14 protein-coding genes are annotated in these 16,249 nt (G+C 66.8%); 9 read left to right on the top strand and 5 right to left on the bottom strand.

The window, feature by feature from the left end:
• The first annotated feature begins 34 nt into the window (after positions 1-34).
• From tsaE to trxA, 6 genes are all read left to right on the top strand, one after another.
• A complete protein-coding gene (tsaE, locus tag NEF64_RS10435) occupies positions 35-484 on the top strand; it encodes a tRNA (adenosine(37)-N6)-threonylcarbamoyltransferase complex ATPase subunit type 1 TsaE (RefSeq protein ID WP_052148991.1) in 450 nt (149 codons plus the stop codon).
• The gene (locus NEF64_RS10430) at positions 481-1,449 is read left to right on the top strand and encodes an aminoglycoside phosphotransferase family protein (protein ID WP_200912205.1); all 969 of its coding nucleotides are present in this window, start codon (positions 481-483) and stop codon (positions 1,447-1,449) included. The genes tsaE and NEF64_RS10430 overlap by 4 nt, the downstream gene beginning before the upstream one ends.
• Positions 1,446-2,201: a nucleotidyltransferase family protein gene (locus NEF64_RS10425; protein ID WP_031439047.1), complete on the top strand. Its 756-nt coding sequence runs from the start codon at positions 1,446-1,448 to the stop codon at positions 2,199-2,201. Before NEF64_RS10430 ends, NEF64_RS10425 begins: the two co-directional genes overlap by 4 nt.
• Positions 2,194-5,136: a double-strand break repair protein AddB gene (gene addB / locus NEF64_RS10420; RefSeq protein ID WP_056408247.1), complete on the top strand. Its 2,943-nt coding sequence runs from the start codon at positions 2,194-2,196 to the stop codon at positions 5,134-5,136. The genes NEF64_RS10425 and addB overlap by 8 nt, the downstream gene beginning before the upstream one ends.
• Positions 5,123-8,551, top strand: a complete 3,429-nt coding sequence (addA, locus tag NEF64_RS10415; protein WP_056408250.1) for a double-strand break repair helicase AddA — start codon at positions 5,123-5,125, stop codon at positions 8,549-8,551. Before addB ends, addA begins: the two co-directional genes overlap by 14 nt.
• Before the next feature lie 65 nt (positions 8,552-8,616).
• Complete coding sequence (gene trxA / locus NEF64_RS10410) at positions 8,617-8,940, top strand: thioredoxin TrxA (protein WP_031393340.1); 324 nt, start codon at positions 8,617-8,619, stop codon at positions 8,938-8,940.
• Positions 8,941-8,998: 58 nt separating this feature from the next.
• Here trxA and argJ read toward each other — a convergent pair whose 3' ends face one another.
• Entirely contained in the window at positions 8,999-10,219 is a 1,221-nt protein-coding gene (gene argJ, locus NEF64_RS10405; protein WP_056408253.1) for a bifunctional glutamate N-acetyltransferase/amino-acid acetyltransferase ArgJ, read from the bottom strand.
• A 258-nt stretch (positions 10,220-10,477) separates the two neighbouring features.
• Here argJ and NEF64_RS10400 point away from each other — a divergent pair, with 258 nt between their 5' ends.
• Both NEF64_RS10400 and secA read left to right on the top strand, forming a co-directional pair.
• Positions 10,478-10,729 (top strand): hypothetical protein, encoded by a 252-nt coding sequence (locus NEF64_RS10400; protein ID WP_192097147.1) that lies wholly within the window; start codon positions 10,478-10,480, stop codon positions 10,727-10,729.
• A 97-nt stretch (positions 10,730-10,826) separates the two neighbouring features.
• The gene (secA, locus tag NEF64_RS10395; protein ID WP_056408260.1) at positions 10,827-13,565 is read left to right on the top strand and encodes a preprotein translocase subunit SecA; all 2,739 of its coding nucleotides are present in this window, start codon (positions 10,827-10,829) and stop codon (positions 13,563-13,565) included.
• A 139-nt stretch (positions 13,566-13,704) separates the two neighbouring features.
• Here the strand turns inward: secA and NEF64_RS10390 are convergent, their stop codons facing one another.
• The 3 genes from NEF64_RS10390 to NEF64_RS10380 form a co-directional block, all read right to left on the bottom strand.
• The gene (locus NEF64_RS10390; protein ID WP_183937588.1) at positions 13,705-14,325 is read right to left on the bottom strand and encodes a CC0125/CC1285 family lipoprotein; all 621 of its coding nucleotides are present in this window, start codon (positions 14,323-14,325) and stop codon (positions 13,705-13,707) included.
• 154 nt (positions 14,326-14,479) lie between these two features.
• A complete protein-coding gene (locus NEF64_RS10385; RefSeq protein ID WP_031393345.1) occupies positions 14,480-14,896 on the bottom strand; it encodes a secondary thiamine-phosphate synthase enzyme YjbQ in 417 nt (138 codons plus the stop codon).
• A 48-nt stretch (positions 14,897-14,944) separates the two neighbouring features.
• Positions 14,945-15,238 carry a hypothetical protein gene (locus NEF64_RS10380; RefSeq protein ID WP_051916268.1) on the bottom strand — a complete coding sequence of 98 codons (294 nt, stop codon included), beginning with the start codon at positions 15,236-15,238 and terminating at the stop codon, positions 14,945-14,947.
• 244 nt (positions 15,239-15,482) lie between these two features.
• Between NEF64_RS10380 and NEF64_RS10375 the strand changes: the two genes are divergently transcribed.
• Positions 15,483-15,686: a hypothetical protein gene (locus NEF64_RS10375; protein WP_031393347.1), complete on the top strand. Its 204-nt coding sequence runs from the start codon at positions 15,483-15,485 to the stop codon at positions 15,684-15,686.
• Positions 15,687-15,703: 17 nt separating this feature from the next.
• Here NEF64_RS10375 and NEF64_RS10370 read toward each other — a convergent pair whose 3' ends face one another.
• The gene (locus NEF64_RS10370; protein ID WP_156360441.1) at positions 15,704-15,967 is read right to left on the bottom strand and encodes a hypothetical protein; all 264 of its coding nucleotides are present in this window, start codon (positions 15,965-15,967) and stop codon (positions 15,704-15,706) included.
• Between the last annotated feature and the right edge of the window lie 282 nt (positions 15,968-16,249).

Below are 16,249 nucleotides of genomic sequence, written 5' to 3'. Positions count from 1 at the left end.
TGAAGAGACACGCACGCTGCGCGGGTCCCAGCGCATGACGGTGCTGCGGTTAGAGGATCCCGCCGCGACCGAGGCGTTCGGCGCGAAACTGGCAGCGCACGTCAAGGCGGGTGACGTGATTGCGCTGACGGGGACGCTTGGCGCGGGGAAGACGAGCCTGGCACGCGGCCTGCTGGCCGCGCTCGGTCTGGTCGGCGAGGCGCCATCGCCGAGTTTCGCGATCGTCCAGCCCTATGCACCACCCGAGGTGCGTCTGCCGGTGCTCCACGTCGATCTGTACCGGATCGATGATCCGGACGAGATCGTCGAGCTCGCGCTTGATGACGCGCGCTATGATTCCGTGCTGATTGTCGAATGGCCAGAGCGGGCGGGCCCAGATTATTGGCCGGACGCGCTTCGGCTCGACCTCACGATCGAACCGGACGGCACGCGCGGCTTGACAGCCGGAGTGCCGGAGGGTTGGACGCGGCGATGGCCGATATGACACCCCCGGCGGGCGCCGCCGCATTTCTCGACGCGCATGGCTGGGCGGGGGCGACGCTCCTGCCGGTTGCGGGGGATGCCTCGTTCCGTCGCTATTTCCGCGTCGTCGCCGGGCCGCACCACGCGATCCTGATGGACGCGCCGCCGCCACATGAAGATTCGCGGCCGTTCATCGCGGTCGCACAGTGGCTGGTCGAGCGGACGTTCCGGGCGCCTGCGATCCTCGCGAGCGACCTGACGCAGGGGCTCGTGCTGATCGAGGATTTCGGCGATGACCGGTTGCGCGAGGCGATCGACGCATCGTCCGATGAGGGCATGGCGCTCTATGCGCCCGCGATCGACCTGCTCGGGCGTCTTCACGCGTATCCGGCCGGACCCTTCGCACCCTATGACCGTGCCGTCCTGGCGCGCGAGGCCGCGTTGTTCGTCGACTGGTACTGCCCGGCCATCGGGATCGTCCCGGACCGGGCGGGCTGGGATGCGGCATGGGATGCGGTGTTCGATCACGGGATCGCGACCGCCCCCGTCACCGTCCTGCGCGATTATCATGCCGAGAACCTGATGCTGCTCGCACCGGACGGAGCTCTCGGCCTGCTCGACTTCCAGGATGCGCTCGCCGGGCACCCGGCCTATGACCTCGTGTCGCTGTTGCAAGACGCACGGCGGGACGTCGATCCTATGGTCGAGGCCGCGATGCTCGCGCGCTACCGCGAAGCGACGGGCGTCGGTGACGATTTCCTGAACGCCTATCACGTGCTGGGCGCGCAGCGGAACGCCAAGATCCTCGGCATCTTCTCGCGGCTGTGGAAGCGCGACGGCAAGCCGCGCTACCCGACCTTGTGTCCCCGGGTCTGGACCTATCTCGAGCGTGACCTCGCCCAGCCGGTGATGGCGCCGGTCGCGGCCTGGTTTGACGCCAATGTGCCGCCCTCACACCGCGGCGACCCGCTGGTGTTGGCGGCATGAGCGGTCAGCGCATGATCCGTCCGATCCCGCGCGGGACGGTGCCCGAGACCGCGATGGTGATGGCGGCCGGGCTCGGCAAGCGGATGCGGCCTTTGACCGCGACGCGGCCCAAGCCGCTGGTCGAAGTGGCCGGCAAGGCGCTGATCGACCATGTCTTCGATCGGCTGCAGCGTGCCGGGATCGCCCGCGCGGTGGTCAATGTCCACTATCTTGCCGATACGTTGCAGGCGCATGTCACCGATCGTTACCCCGATATCGAGGTCGTGATTTCGGACGAGCGTCGCCGGTTGATGGAGACGGGCGGCGGGCTGGTTCAGGCACGTACCCTGCTCGGCGATGCGCCGGTTCTGGTGGTCAACAGCGACAATCTCTGGATTGACGGACCGGTCGACGCGATCCGCCTGCTTGCGTCGCGCTGGGACGATGCGACGATGGATGCGCTGCTGCTGATGGTGCCGCTCGCCCGCGCTCACAATCATGGCGGTCCCGGCGACTTCCATCTCGCAGCGGACGGACGGATCACCGGACGACGCAAGCCGGGGCGGGTCGCGCCCTTCGCCTTTACGGGCATTCAGATCCTTCACCCGCGCGTCATCGCGGATTGGCCCGAGGGACCGTTTTCGACAAACCTGTTCTGGGACCGTGCGATCGCTGCGGGCCGGGCATTTGGCCAGGTCCACCAGGGCCTGTGGTTTGACGTTGGCACGCCCGGCGCAATTCCGAAGACCGAGGCGATCCTGGCCGGTGGCTGAACGGACGGGGCCAACCCTCTACACCATCCCCGCCCATCGCGCCTTTGCCGATGCGCTGGTCGCGGGTTTGCTCCGGCGGGCAGGGCAGGACCCGCTGGCGCTCGCCCGCGCGCTGATCCTGTTGCCGAACAACCGCGCGATCCGAGCCGTGACCGATGCGTTCGTGCGGGCGAGCGGCGGGGGGCTGGTTCTGCCGCGGATGATCGCGCTGGGCGACACGGGGCTGGGCGAAGCGGTCGGCGCCGCGCTCGATCCGGCGGACGACGCCGATCCGCCGCTGCCAGCGGTGCCGCCATATCAGCGGCGGATGATCCTTGCGCGGCTGGTCTCGGAAGAACGGCGGCGAGGGGGGCATCCGATCGATGCGGCCGAGGCGGTCCGACTTGCCGGCGAACTCGTCAAGACGCTCGACCAGCTGCTCGTCGAGGAGGTTGCGCCGACGCGCCTGCACGAGATCGAGCTCGGTCCCGAACTGACCGAACACTGGCAGCGCGCATTGTCGACGTTCGACGTCGTGCTGCAGCGATGGCCGGGCGAGCTGGCCCGCCTGGGGCGGATCGACGCGGCGACCCGGCGCGCCGCGCTGCTCGACCGATTGGTGACGCGATGGCGCGCGGCGCCGCCGGCCGGGCTGGTCTGCGCCGCAGGCGTCACCGACTCCGCGCCGTCGGTCGCGCGCGCCCTGCGTTGCGTCGCGGAGCTGCCAGGCGGCATGGTGGTGTTCGCGGATCTCGATCTGCACCTGCCCGACGAGGAATGGGATGCGCTGGGGCCCCACCCGCGAAACCCGGAGACCGGGCTGACGCGGCGGTCGATCGAAACGCATCCGCAATTCCATCTGAAACTCCTGCTCGAACGCATGGGCGTCGGGCGCGCCGAGGTCGCGACCTGGCGCGAGGGCGGTGGCCATGACGCCGACACGACGCGAAGCCGCGCGATCGCCAATGCACTGGCCCCCGCCGACTTCACGGGAAAGTGGACCCGGCTGGGCGCAGAGGATCGCCGCCTGAAGGGGGTGACGGTCGCCGAACTGGCAACGCCCGCCGAAGAGGCGCAGGCGATCGCGCTGGCCTTGCGCGGCGTGCTGGAGGAGCCGGGACGGACAGCCGCGCTCGTTACGCCCGATCGCGCTCTGGCGCGGCGTGTCGCGGCGCATCTCGGGCGCTGGCAGATCCTGATCGACGACAGCGCGGGCCGGCCCTTGTCGATCCTCCCGCCCGGGACCCTCATCCTCGCGCTGGTCGAGGCTGCGGCACAGCGTTTCGCGCCGCTCGCGTTGCTGGCGTTGCTGAAGCACCCGCTGGTCCGCAGTGGCGATACCCGGCTGGCGTGGCTCGACGGCGTTCGCGCGCTCGATCGCGCGTTGCGCGGACCGCGGCCCGCCGCGGGGCTCGATGCTGTCGATGCGCATCTGCGTGCCGGAACGGCGAAGCGCTGGTGGCCCGAGGCGCAAGCGCTGCTCACGCCGATCGCCGCGGTTTTCGAACGCGGCGCCCAGCCGCTCGGCCCGTTGCTGGCGATCGTCCGCGAGACGGCCGCGGCGCTGTGCGGCGATGAACTCTGGGCCGGCCCCGCAGGGCGGGCCGCGGCGCAATGCCTTGCCGATCTCGAGATCGAAGCCGATGCCGGCCCGCCGCTTGTCGATCCGGGCGAACTTGCGCAGCTCTTGCGGACCTTGCTCGACGAGGTTGCGGTGCGGCCATTGCAGGGCGCGCATCCGCGTCTGGCGATCTACGGCCTGCTCGAGGCGCGATTGCAGACCGCAGACCTGATGGTTCTGGGCGGGCTGAACGAGGGCATGTGGCCAGGCCGTCCTGCGCCGGACCCGTGGCTCGCGCCGCGGATCCGCGCTGAACTTGGGCTGCCGGGCCTCGAGCGGCAAGTGGGGACGTCGGCGCATGATTTAGCCCAGGCACTCGGCGCGCCGCGGGCGATTGTCACGCGCGCGCGGCGCGACGCCAAGTCGCCGGCATTGGCGTCGCGACTGTGGCTGCGGTTGCAGGCGCTTGCGGGGGACAGGTTCGAGCGCGCCGAGGCGCTCGAGGCGTGGACACGCGATCTCGATGATCCGCGCGCGCACCGGCCCTCCGACCGCCCGGCGCCGTCGCCGATCGCCGCGCTGCGGCCAAGGCTGATTTCGGTGACCGAGGTCGACCGGTTGAAGGCCGACCCCTATGCCTTCTATGCCCGCAGGGTGCTCGGCCTGATGCCGCTCGACCCGGTCGATGCGGATCCGAGCGCGGCGTGGCGTGGCACCGCGGTCCACGACATTCTCGAACAATGGTGGAAGCACGACGCCTGCGCGATCGATGCATTGCGGCCGCGTGCCGAGGCGATGCTGCGCGACGAGCGGACGCACCCGATGATGCGCGCGCTCTGGCAGCCGCGGCTGCTCGAGGCGATCGACTGGATCGCGGGCACGATCGCGGCGCAGGCCATCGATGGCCGGGTCGTCGCCAGCGCGGAAGGCAAGGGCGAAATCGCGATTGCGGGGGTGACGCTGCGGGGACGGTATGATCGTGTCGACCGGCTGCCGGGCGGGGAACTGGCGATCATCGACTACAAGACCGGCAAGCCACCCTCGGCGACCGCGGTGCGCGCCGGCTATAGTCTGCAGCTGGGGCTGCTCGGCCTGATCGCCGAGCGCGGCGGCTTTGCCGATGTCGCGGGCAAGGCGGGTGCGTTCGAATATTGGTCGCTTGGCAAGAAGCGCGATGCGTTTGGCTATGTCGAGAGTCCGGTCGACCCCGAAGGCAAACGCGATAAGATCCCGACCGCGGATTTCACCGCGACGGCGGCACACAACTTTACCGAGGTCGCGGGCAACTGGCTCACCGGCAGCGCCGCCTTCACCGCCAAGCTGGTACCGGAATATGCGCCTTACGCCGAATATGACCAGCTGATGCGCCGGGATGAATGGTATGGCCGTGAATAGCGGCGAGCTTCGCACATTGCCCCGTCTGAAAGGCGCGCAGGCGGCGGCAAGTGACCCCCGCGCTCATGTCTGGCTGTCAGCATCGGCGGGGACCGGCAAGACCCAGGTCCTGGCGGCGCGCGTCTTCCGGCTGCTGCTGCGCGGTGTCGATCCGGGCGCGATCCTGTGCCTGACCTTCACCAAGGCGGGTGCGGCCGAAATGGCGCAGCGGATCAACGGGCGGCTCGCCGCCTGGGTGCGGATGCCCGGCCCCGCGCTGGGCGCCGATCTGATCGCCTTGGGGGAGGTGCCCGACCAGGCGTTGCAGGATCGTGCGCGGACGCTGTTCGCCAAGGTGCTCGACGCGCCGGGGGGCGGGTTGCGGATCCAGACGATCCACGGTTTCTGTCAGGGCCTGCTGGCGGCGTTTCCGGTCGAAGCCGGGCTGACGCCGGGTTTTCGCCCTCTGGAGTCGCGCGAGGAAGCCGGGCTTGCGCGTGAAGCGCTGGCGGGGATGCTAGCGGACGCCGAGCGTGAGGGGCGGGAACGTCCCGTCGAGATCGTTGGCCGCTTGTCCCTGCGAATGGGGGAGGGCGGTGCTGAGGGGTTCCTGATGGCGTGCGCCCGCGCGCTGCCCGCGCTCGAGGCGTTGCCGTCGGGTGTCCGGCCCTGGTTGCGCCGGACGCTCGAACTGCCCGCCGGCGATATCGACGAGGCGGTCGCGGACTGGTGCGAGGCGCTGGATATCGACGCGATCACGCGGATCGGCGCGGCCAACCGCGCGTGGGGAACCGCGACAGGGCTGAAGCAGGCGGCGATGGTCGAGGCGTGGCTCGCGTCGCCGGACCGTGCGGCAATGCTCCCCGATCTCGCAGGCGTTGTGCTGACGGCCAAGGGGGAGCCGCGCAAGGCACAAAAGAAGCTGATCGATCTCGAACCTGACTATGAGATCCTGGCACAGGATGTCGGCGCGGCCTGTGCGGATATCGCGTCGATGATCCAGCGTGTGGCCTATGCCGATCTTCTCGCCGACGGGCTGGAGGTCGGGCGCGACTATGCGCGTGCCTACGCACTCGCGAAACGGCGTGTCGGCGGGGTCGATTTCGACGATCTGATCGCGACGACCGTGGCGTTGCTCGACCAGCCCGGCATTGGCGAATGGGTCCGCTACAAGCTCGATCAGGCGACCGAGCATGTCCTGATCGACGAGGCGCAGGACACCAATGCCGACCAGTGGCGGATCGTGCGGGCGCTGGCCGACGAGTTCTTTGTCGGGCGCGGCATCTATGCCCCCTCGACGCGCACGCTGTTCACGGTCGGCGACTGGAAGCAGGCGATCTTCGGCTTCCAGGGAACCGACCCGTTCAACTTCGCCGCCGCAGAGCTGCATTTCGGGCGACGCGCGCTCGAGGTCGCGGGCGACGACGAATGGCCGGAGGCGGAGCGGGGCCTGCCGCTCGAGCGGCTGTCGCTGACCCACTCCTTCCGATCGACCCGGCCGATCCTCACGTTCGTCGATGCCGCGGTCGCCGCGGCGGGCGAGCCGGGGCTTGGCGCGATCGGCGAGCTCGAGGTCCATGCGAGCGAGGTCAAGGGCCCGGGCAGCGTGACGCTGTGGCCAACGGTCATCGCAGGGGGGAGCGAGGACGACGAGGAGGGCTGGGTCGACGATGCGGTCCGCAAGCTCGCGGGCGATATCGCCAAGGCGGTCCGACGCTGGCTCGCGCCCGATGGGCTGATGCTCGAGAGCAAGGGGCGACGGCTCCGCCCCGAGGATGTGATGATCCTCGTGAAGCGGCGCGGCGATCTCGCGTCGCTGATCGTCGCGCGGCTCTATGCCGAGGGCGTGCCCGTCGCGGGTGTCGACCGGCTGCGCTTGAACGCACCGCTCGCCGTCCAGGATCTTCTCGCGACGATCCGCTTCGTGTTGCAGCCGGAAGACGATCTGAGCCTGGCATCGCTGCTCGTCTCGCCGCTGATCGGCTGGACGCAGGACGAGCTGATGGCGGCGGCGCCACGTGAGGCCGGCCCGTTGTGGCGACATCTTCAGCGGACGCAGTCCGCCGAGCGCCTTGCGCCGCTGCTCGCGATGCTCGCTCGTGCGGACATCGCAACGCCATATCAGTTTCTGGAGGAGCTTCTGTCCGGGCCGCTCGACGGACGGCGCAAGCTGATCCTGCGGCTGGGGACCGAAGCGCGCGATCCGATCGAGGAACTGCTCAATGCAGCACTGACGTTCGAGAGCAACACGACGCCGTCGCTGCAGCGCTTCCTCGACTGGTTCGATCGCGGCGATGTCGACATCGTCCGCGATCCATCGGCGCCGCTCGATGCAGTGCGCGTGATGACCGCGCACGGTGCCAAGGGCCTGCAGGCACCCTTGGTGATCCTCGCCGATGCGACCGCCGATCCCGCCGCCGCACCGCGATCGATACTGAAATGGACTCCCGAGGACATGGTCGCCCCGCTGCCGGTGTTTCGACCGCGCAGCAGCGAGCGGGGGGGCCCCCTCGATGCCGTGGTGACGGCAGCCGAGCGGCGCGAACTCGAGGAGCATTGGCGGCTCTTCTATGTCGCGGCGACCCGCGCCGAGGAACGCCTGGTGATCGCGGGTGCGCTCGGTACGCGGGCTCAGGGCGTTGCGCCGGTGACGAGCTGGTATGGCGCTGCGGATCGCGCGCTGACGGCGTTGGGCGTGGCGGACGCGGAGGGCGAGCGGGTCTTCGTCGGCGACGGGACGGAGCTTCCGGTACCGGTAAAGCCCGCGGCGAATGACGTTGCTGTGTCTTCCCAGACTATACCTGACTGGGCCCGACACGCGGCACCGAAGGAGTCGCGCCCGTCGCGCCCGTTGTCGCCATCTGCGCTCGGCGAGGATGCGGTGTCCGACCCGCCGCCGACCCCGGAGATGCGGCGTGCGGCCGAACGCGGCGCGTTGATCCACAAGCTGCTCGAGCGCCTTCCCGCTGTCGACGGCGGTTCGCGGGCGGCGGCGGCGGATCGCTGGCTCGGCCAGGCCGGCGGTGTTTCCGATCCCGCCGCGCGTGCGGAAATTGCAGCGAGCGCGATCGGCGTGATCGAGGATCCGCGCTTCGCTGACCTGTTCGGTATCGACTCGCTTGCCGAAGCGCCGATCGCGGCCACGCTGGCGGACGGCATCGTGGTGTCTGGAACGGTCGACAGGCTGCTGATCGGCGCGGAGACCATCCGGGTGATCGATTTCAAGACCGGGCGGCGTGCGCCGCGTGGGCTCGACGAGGTGCCGGACTATCATCTCAAGCAAATGGCGGCCTATGCAGCGGCGTTGCGGGTGATCTTTCCGGGGCGGACAATCGAGGCGGCGTTACTGTACACCGCGGCACCCCGATTGATCGCGATATCGACGGAGATGCTCGACAGGCACAAGCCGCGCTATGCGATGACGGAGCAAAGCTAGGCTGTCGACGGTTGAGACGCGTGCAGCCGGACCCTAGATTACGGTATAACGAAGGAGATATTTCAGTGGCGACCAAGCAGATCACCGATGCGAGCTTCAATGCCGACGTGCTGAACGCCGACGGCCCCGTGCTCGTCGATTTCTGGGCCGAGTGGTGCGGGCCGTGCAAGATGATCGGGCCGAGCCTCGAGGAGCTGTCCGAGGAGCTGGGCGAGAAGGTGACGATCGCCAAGCTCAACATCGACGAGAACCCCGATGCGCCGGGCCAGTATGGCGTGCGCGGGATTCCGACGATGATCCTGTTCAAGGGCGGCGCCCCGGCAGCAACCAAGGTTGGTGCGGCACCCAAGGGCCAGCTCAAGGCGTGGCTTGAAGGCGAGCTCGCCTAAGACGGTACGTACCGCTACCGCCACCTCAGATTTTTTGAGGTGGCGGTTAGAGGTGAGCTCAGCTTCGATAGTCGGCGTTGATCGAGATATAGCCGTGCGTTAGGTCGCAGGTCCACACCGTGGCCGCACCGTCGCCCAGCGCGAGATCGACGCCGATCTCGATGTCCTGCCCCTTGAGATGGTCCGCAACGGGCGCCTCGTCATAGCCGCTGAGCGCCAGCCCGCCCTCAGCCACTTGCGTGTTGCCGAACCGGATCGACAATGTGTCGCGGTCGGCAGGCTCTCCTGCCTTGCCAACGGCCATAACGACACGACCCCAATTGGCATCCTCGCCGGCAACCGCCGTCTTAACCAGAGGCGAGTTGGCGATGCTCATAGCAATCCGGTGTGCGCTGCGGTCGCTCTCCGCGCCGGTCACCTGGATCTCGATCAGCTTCTGTGCGCCTTCGCCGTCGCGGACGACCAGCAGGGCAAGCTGATGGCATAGATCGGCCAGTGCCGCGCGGAAAGCGTCCGCGCCGATGCTGTCGTCGTCGCTGAGCGGGGCGTTGCCGGCCTTGCCCGTCGCGAATGCGAGCACCGTGTCGCTGGTCGAGGTGTCGCTGTCGACGGTGATGCACGAGAAACTCGGTGCGTTGGCCTTGGACAGTGCAGCCTGGAGAAACGCCGGCTCGACCGCGGCATCGGTAAAGATGAAGCCGAGCATCGTCGCCATGTCCGGCGCGATCATACCCGAGCCCTTGATGATGCCGACCAGCGTCACGGTCCGATCGCCGATCACCGCGGTCGTCACCGCGCCCTTGGTGAAGGTATCGGTGGTCATGATCGTCGCGGCGGCGTCCTCCCAACCGCACGGTGCGGCCGCGAACGCGGCGTCGAGCCCCGCTTCCGCCTTGTCGATCGGCAACGGCACGCCGATCACGCCAGTCGAGGCGACGAACACGTCCGAAGGCTGACAGCCAAGATGCGCTGCCGTGCGTGCGGCGATCGCCTCGACCGCTGCACGGCCACGCGTACCAGTAAAGGCGTTCGAATTGCCCGCGTTGACGACGAGCGCGCGCGCCTGGCCGAGCGTCAGCGCCGCGCGGCACCACTCGACCTCGGGCGACGGACATCTGCTCTGCGTAAGGACGCCCGCAACGACCGTCCCCGGATCGAGCGTCACGAACGTCAGGTCGCACCGGTCCCAAGCCTTGTAGCCGGCACGCGCGACATGTGGCACGACCCCGTCGATCAAAGGGGCGGCGGGGAAGGGCAAGGCGAGCGGCGAGATCTGCATCCGACCTTCATAGTCGCTGCGGTCCGGCCCGCAAGATCGCGGGTTGCGTGCGACAGCCGCCCGTCGACCGGTGTCCCGTGCGGTTGGGGGCTATCGCATGACCTCTGCGCGCTTAGACGCTCGGCGAGCGTCCGTCAGGCTCGTCGTTCCTACGCACCACGCCGTCCCGTTACGGATCGAGCGTCCGCGCGTTCGCCGGGTGCTTCCGTCCGACGAATGGTAGATTTTACACGCAAGCTCGCATACAGCCGGTCCCGCATGAACCTGCTGCTCCTCCTTTCTGCCCTCCTGTCCGCGCTGACCGGCGCGGTGCCGGGTGTGCGTGGGCAGTCCGCACAGGCGGTGGCGCAGGGCAGCATTTGCGCGCAGACCGCGGCGGTGGCGGTGGCAAAGGTCGCGGTACGACCGGTCGCCGCGCTCGCCTCGCTCGACGACGTTGCCACCTCGGCGACGCTGCCCGTCGTCGCGATCATTACGGCCCCTATCTGGATGGACCGTCGGCGCGAATAGCGTCGCGCGCCTGATCTCTCGGCCTGCGGGCCACTCCTCCTCTTTGCGCGTGCGTGCCCCCGCGTGCCGTCGCGCCCTATATTCAGGAAATCAGCCCATGTTCGGTGGCTTTGCCAAATCGCTGTTCGGGTCGTCCAACGACCGCTACGTCAAGTCGCTCAACCCGATCCTCGCGAAGATCGCCTCGTTCGAGCCTTCGCTGGTCGCGATGTCGGACGAGGAATTGTCCGGGCAGACCGCGAAGTTCCGTGCCCGACTCGCTAACGGCGAGAAGCTCGACGACTTGCTTCCAGAGGCATTCGCCACGGTGCGCGAGGCGGCCAAGCGCGTACTTGGCCAGCGGCATTACGACGTGCAGATGGTCGGCGGCATCGTCCTTCACCGCGGCGAGATCGCCGAGATGCGCACCGGCGAGGGCAAGACGCTCGTCGCGACGCTCGCGACCTATCTGAACGCGCTGCCGGGTGACGGCGTCCACGTCGTCACGGTCAACGACTATCTCGCCGCGCGCGATGCTGAGTGGATGGGGCAGGTCTATACCTTCCTCGGCATGACGATCGGCGTGATCGTGCCGAACCTGTCGGACGAGGAGCGTCGCGCCGCCTATGCCGCCGACATCACCTACGGCACGAACAACGAGTTCGGCTTCGACTATCTGCGCGACAACATGAAGTACGAGCGCAGTTCGATGGTGCAGCGCCGCTTCAACTTCGCGGTGGTCGACGAGGTCGATTCGGTCCTGATCGACGAAGCGCGTACGCCGCTGATCATCTCGGGGCCGACCGACGACAAGTCCGAGCTGTATATCCAGGTCGATGCGGTCGTGAAGCAGCTCGTCCCCGGTGACTATGACAAGGACGAGAAGCAGAAGACGATCATCCTCACCGAGGACGGCACCGAGAAGGTCGAGCGGATGCTTGAGGCCGCGGGGCTGCTCGAAGGCGCCAACCTGTACGATTTCGAGAACACGCAGGTCGTCCACCACCTCAACCAAGCGCTGCGCGCGATCGTGATGTTCAAGTCGGACATCGACTACATCGTCAAGGACGGCAAGGTCATCATCATCGACGAGTTCACCGGTCGCATGATGGACGGCCGGCGCTGGTCGGACGGCTTGCACCAGGCGGTCGAGGCCAAGGAAGGCGTCCAGATCGAGCCCGAGAACCAGACGATGGCCTCGATCACGTTCCAGAACTATTTCCGCATGTACCCGAAGATCGGCGGCATGACCGGTACGGCTGCGACCGAGGCGGCCGAGTTCTACGACATCTACAAGATCAACGTCGTCAGCATCCCGACCAACGTCACGGTCAAGCGCGTCGACGAGGAAGACGAGTTCTACAAGGACACCAAGGACAAGTTCGCGGCGATCGCCAAGAAGATCAAGCATCACGCCGACCTCGGTCAGCCGGTGCTCGTCGGCACGGTATCGATCGAGAAGTCCGAACTGCTCAGCGAGTTCCTCGTCGGCGAGGCGGTCGAGCACAAGGTGCTGAACGCGCGCTTCCACGAGATGGAGGCGCACATCGTCGCGCAGGCCGGGCGCAAGTCCGCGGTGACGATCGCGACCAACATGGCGGGCCGTGGCACCGACATCAAACTCGGGGGCAACCTCGAATTCCGCATGCTCGACGAACACCCCGACCTCGTCGAGGGCACGCCCGAATATGCCGCCGAGGCGGCGCGGATCGAGACCGAGATCGAGGCCGAGAAGCAGGCAGTGCTCGCCGCGGGTGGCCTGTTCGTGCTCGGTACCGAGCGCCACGAGAGCCGGCGCATCGACAACCAGCTGCGCGGGCGCTCGGGTCGTCAGGGTGATCCCGGCCTGTCGCGCTTCTATCTGAGCCTCGACGACGATCTGTTGCGCATCTTCGGGCCAGACACGCTGTTCGCCAAGATGATGCGCAACAATATCGAGGACGGCGAGGCGATCGGGAGCAAGTGGCTGTCTAAGGCGATCGAGACCGCGCAGAAGAAGGTCGAGGCGCGTAACTACGACATCCGCAAGCAGGTCGTCGAATATGACGACGTGATGAACGAGCAGCGCAAGGTCATCTACGAACAGCGTGCGGACATCATGGATGCCGATACCGTCGGCGACGTGGTGACGGACATGCGTGCGGAGACGGTCAACGTCATCGTCGGCGAAGCCTGCCCGCCCAATTCCTATCCGGAACAGTGGGACATCGAAGGGATGAAGACGCGGCTTGCCGAGGTGCTCAACCTCCAGCCGCAGATCGAGGCATGGCTGCTTGAAGAGGCGATCGATCCCGAGATCGTCGAGGAACGCATCCGCGCAATGGCGGACGAGGCGATCGCGACGAAATCCGCAGACCTCGACACCGAGACGTGGACGTCGGTCGAGAAGTCGATCCTGCTGCAGAATCTCGACCATCACTGGAAGGAGCATCTGGCGACGCTCGACGCGCTGCGCCAGGTCGTTCATCTGCGCGCCTATGCGCAGAAGACGCCGATCAACGAGTATAAGCAGGAGGCGTTCTCGCTGTTCCAGCGGATGCTGGAGACGATCCGCGAGGACGTGACCAAGACGATCGCGCACGCGCAGTTCCAGATCCAGGCGCCGGTCGGCCTGCCCGAGCTACCCGATTTCATCACGACGCATTTCGACCCGTTCACCGGCGAGAATGACAGCCTCGACCAGGCACGCGGCATGTCGGGCCACATCACGTCGCAGCTTCCGCCGATGCAGATCCCGCAGCCCCAGGCCGCGGATATCGGCGAGGATCCGGCGAACTGGGAAGGCGTGGTCAGCCGCAACGCGCCATGCCCATGCGGGTCGGGGCGCAAATACAAGCAGTGCCACGGCGCGGTCTGAACGCTGCTTTGACGGGCCGGCCGTTTAGCGGCCGCGCCCGGTTGGCAGCATAGCAGGCAATAAAAAGCCGGGCCGTCCCATATGGACGGTCCGGCTTTTGCTTGTAGGCTTGGTTGCGGCAGTGCGGCCGCGACGCTGCTTACTTTGGCAGGATGACGCTCGGCCCGATATTGTCGACGACCTGCTTGGCGTTGAACGCACGGATATTGTCGCGTGGGATCGGCCCCTTGCGCATCACGATCTCGGCCGTCGCCTCGTAGCGGTCAATCGTGCGCACGTCGAAATCGTTGCCCCATGGGCCGCCGAAACCGCCGCCGCCAAAGCCACCGAAGCCGCCACCGATATAGGGATCCCAGCTCCGCCAGCCGAAGCCGCGGCCGCGATAGCGCCACGACGGGCCCCAATAGCCACCAAAGCCGCCATAACCGAACCCGCCGCCGATCCCCGGGGTCGAATAGGTGCGCGACTGAAGATTGGTATCGCGGTCCGCCATCAGGAAATAATCATAGCCCTGCTGGAGCGTGAGTTCGGCCGCGCGGAAGAAGAGATAGCGTTCGACGGTGTCGCGCGACGTGACGCTGTTGCCCGCGAAGCTGACGAGGAAGCGGTTATCCTCGATCCGGCGATCGCTATAGCCGGTACGGTTGAACCCCTGGCCAGTGGCCGGGCGGTAGGTGGTTTCGGTCGCACAACCCGCGACCAGCAACGTGCTCGTGGCGAGAGCTGCCAGCAGGACCTTGCGACCAGGCATGATGAACATGATTGTCGTCTCCGTTCGCGGCGAATGCGGCGAAACGCCTTACATTAGCCTTCAGTGGTGGAACGGTTGATGAACGGGATTGGTCCACGGGTCTATGACGGTGATTGAATAAACCACCCCGGCGCCGTCATAGGCCGTCGTCCGCGACGCAGAATCAGTCCCCGATCAGATGAAGCGCCAGCGAGCGACCATGGGGACGACGGCGATGCTCGAACAAGTAGACTCCCTGCCACGTACCGAGCGCGAGCGTGGCGTCGATCACTGGGATCGACAATTGTACCTGCGTGAGAGCGGCGCGCAGATGCGCCGGCATGTCGTCGGGCCCTTCGTCATCGTGCAGATACGAACTTGATTCCGGTGCGATGCGCTCGAAATAAGCCTCGATATCCGTTCGGACCTCGGGCGCGGCATTTTCCTGGATGAGCAGCGATGCGGAGGTATGGCGACAAAACACCGTCAATAACCCGGACTGCATCGCCTGCGCATCGACCCAGCGCCGGATCGGGGCGGTAATGTCGACCAGCCCCTGCCGGCGGGTATCGATCGTGATCTGGGTCGTGGACTGCCGCATCGCTGCGCTCCTATGTAACTGCCTAGCCGGTCAGGTCCGTGACGATGCTCAACGCCTGTCGTCACGGCCTTGGTCGCTATCGGCATCCGCCGGGACGTCGCGACCCAAATTGATCTCGTCATAGAGTTTGAGAAGATCGCTGACCTCCGCGATGACGGTTTCCTGCTCGGCGCGCCAGCGTGCCGTCGCGTCGTGCGTCGGTGTGCCGCACTTGCCATCGTGAAGCGTGAAACCCTGATCGATCAACCAGATGGTATCCGCCGCACGGGCCCGCTGCCGCCGCAGATGGAATACCCATTGTTCGATGACGCCGGAAGGAACGAGTCTGTCGATTTCACCCATGGTCGGCGCCTACCCGACCTGCGTCGTGATTGTACAGCAGACGTTGCCGATGGTCCCGAATGCCGGAGTCTCGACCCAGGAAACGGGTCTTGTGGAAGGCTGGAAAGTTCCGCCGGTTTTCGCCAAAACGCCTCGATTCAGCACGCTTTCGGGAACCGCTCACGACCAAGCGTGTTGAAAAGGTGGTAAAAAGCGTGTGTATTTTGACTGCCATCCTGTCACCGGAACCCGATCAATGCCTGTTATGTCCCACCGACCCGAGCGCGACCAGCCCGCGTTTCACCGCGTCGATCAGTCTCCGCCACGCCTGTCAGACCGCTATGGCGCAGACCGGCTTGACGCCCTTTACCGGCGTGCCGCGGCCGATCGTGACCGGTTTCGCCAGCAGCAGCTGATCGCGATGCAGCCAAGCCTGCTCGAACGACTGCTCGGCAAGTTTCGCCGCTAAAAGGGGTCGACTGATAGCTACGCCTCGATCGGGAAGGTCGTCGCATGGCGCAGTCCCTGAATTTCCGCCCAAGTGATGGGCCGGTCACGACCGACGCATTCGATGATCAATGAGTCGGCATCTTCGGCGGACAGTTCGTCCGCGGCTTTTATCATGTCTTCCAGCGAGCCTGTAGCGAGCTGCTCATCCGCGACCGGCACCGCATCCTCGCCGTCGACAGGGCTTTCGGCAGCCGCGCGTCGGAGCAGTTTTGCCGGCATTTTCCACATTGTCTTGAACACGTTTACGCTCCAGCCCCCTGGCACGACCGCGATGCCGCAGGTTGCGCCAATGGTCTAGACCATCGCCGCATGCCTGCGCCGATCGCAGCATCTCACGCGACGAATCGCACGATCCGTCCGATACGGGCGAGTTTGGCGTTGTCGTTGCGGACTGGGGTCGAACAGCACGTCTATAACGGCACCCGCGGTAGAGCCCAAGGCCGTGCGGTAATGTTGCCAATGGGCCGTCGATCGCGCGCATGGGACGCAGGGCAGGGGCGGACCCGCTCCTTACACTCAGGA

The sequence above is a fragment of the Sphingomonas aerolata genome (genome assembly GCF_023935825.1).
GTDB classification, from domain to species: domain Bacteria; phylum Pseudomonadota; class Alphaproteobacteria; order Sphingomonadales; family Sphingomonadaceae; genus Sphingomonas; species Sphingomonas aerolata.
Note: the sequence above shows the minus strand (reverse complement) of the source record. Positions and strands in the feature narration are given on the sequence as shown.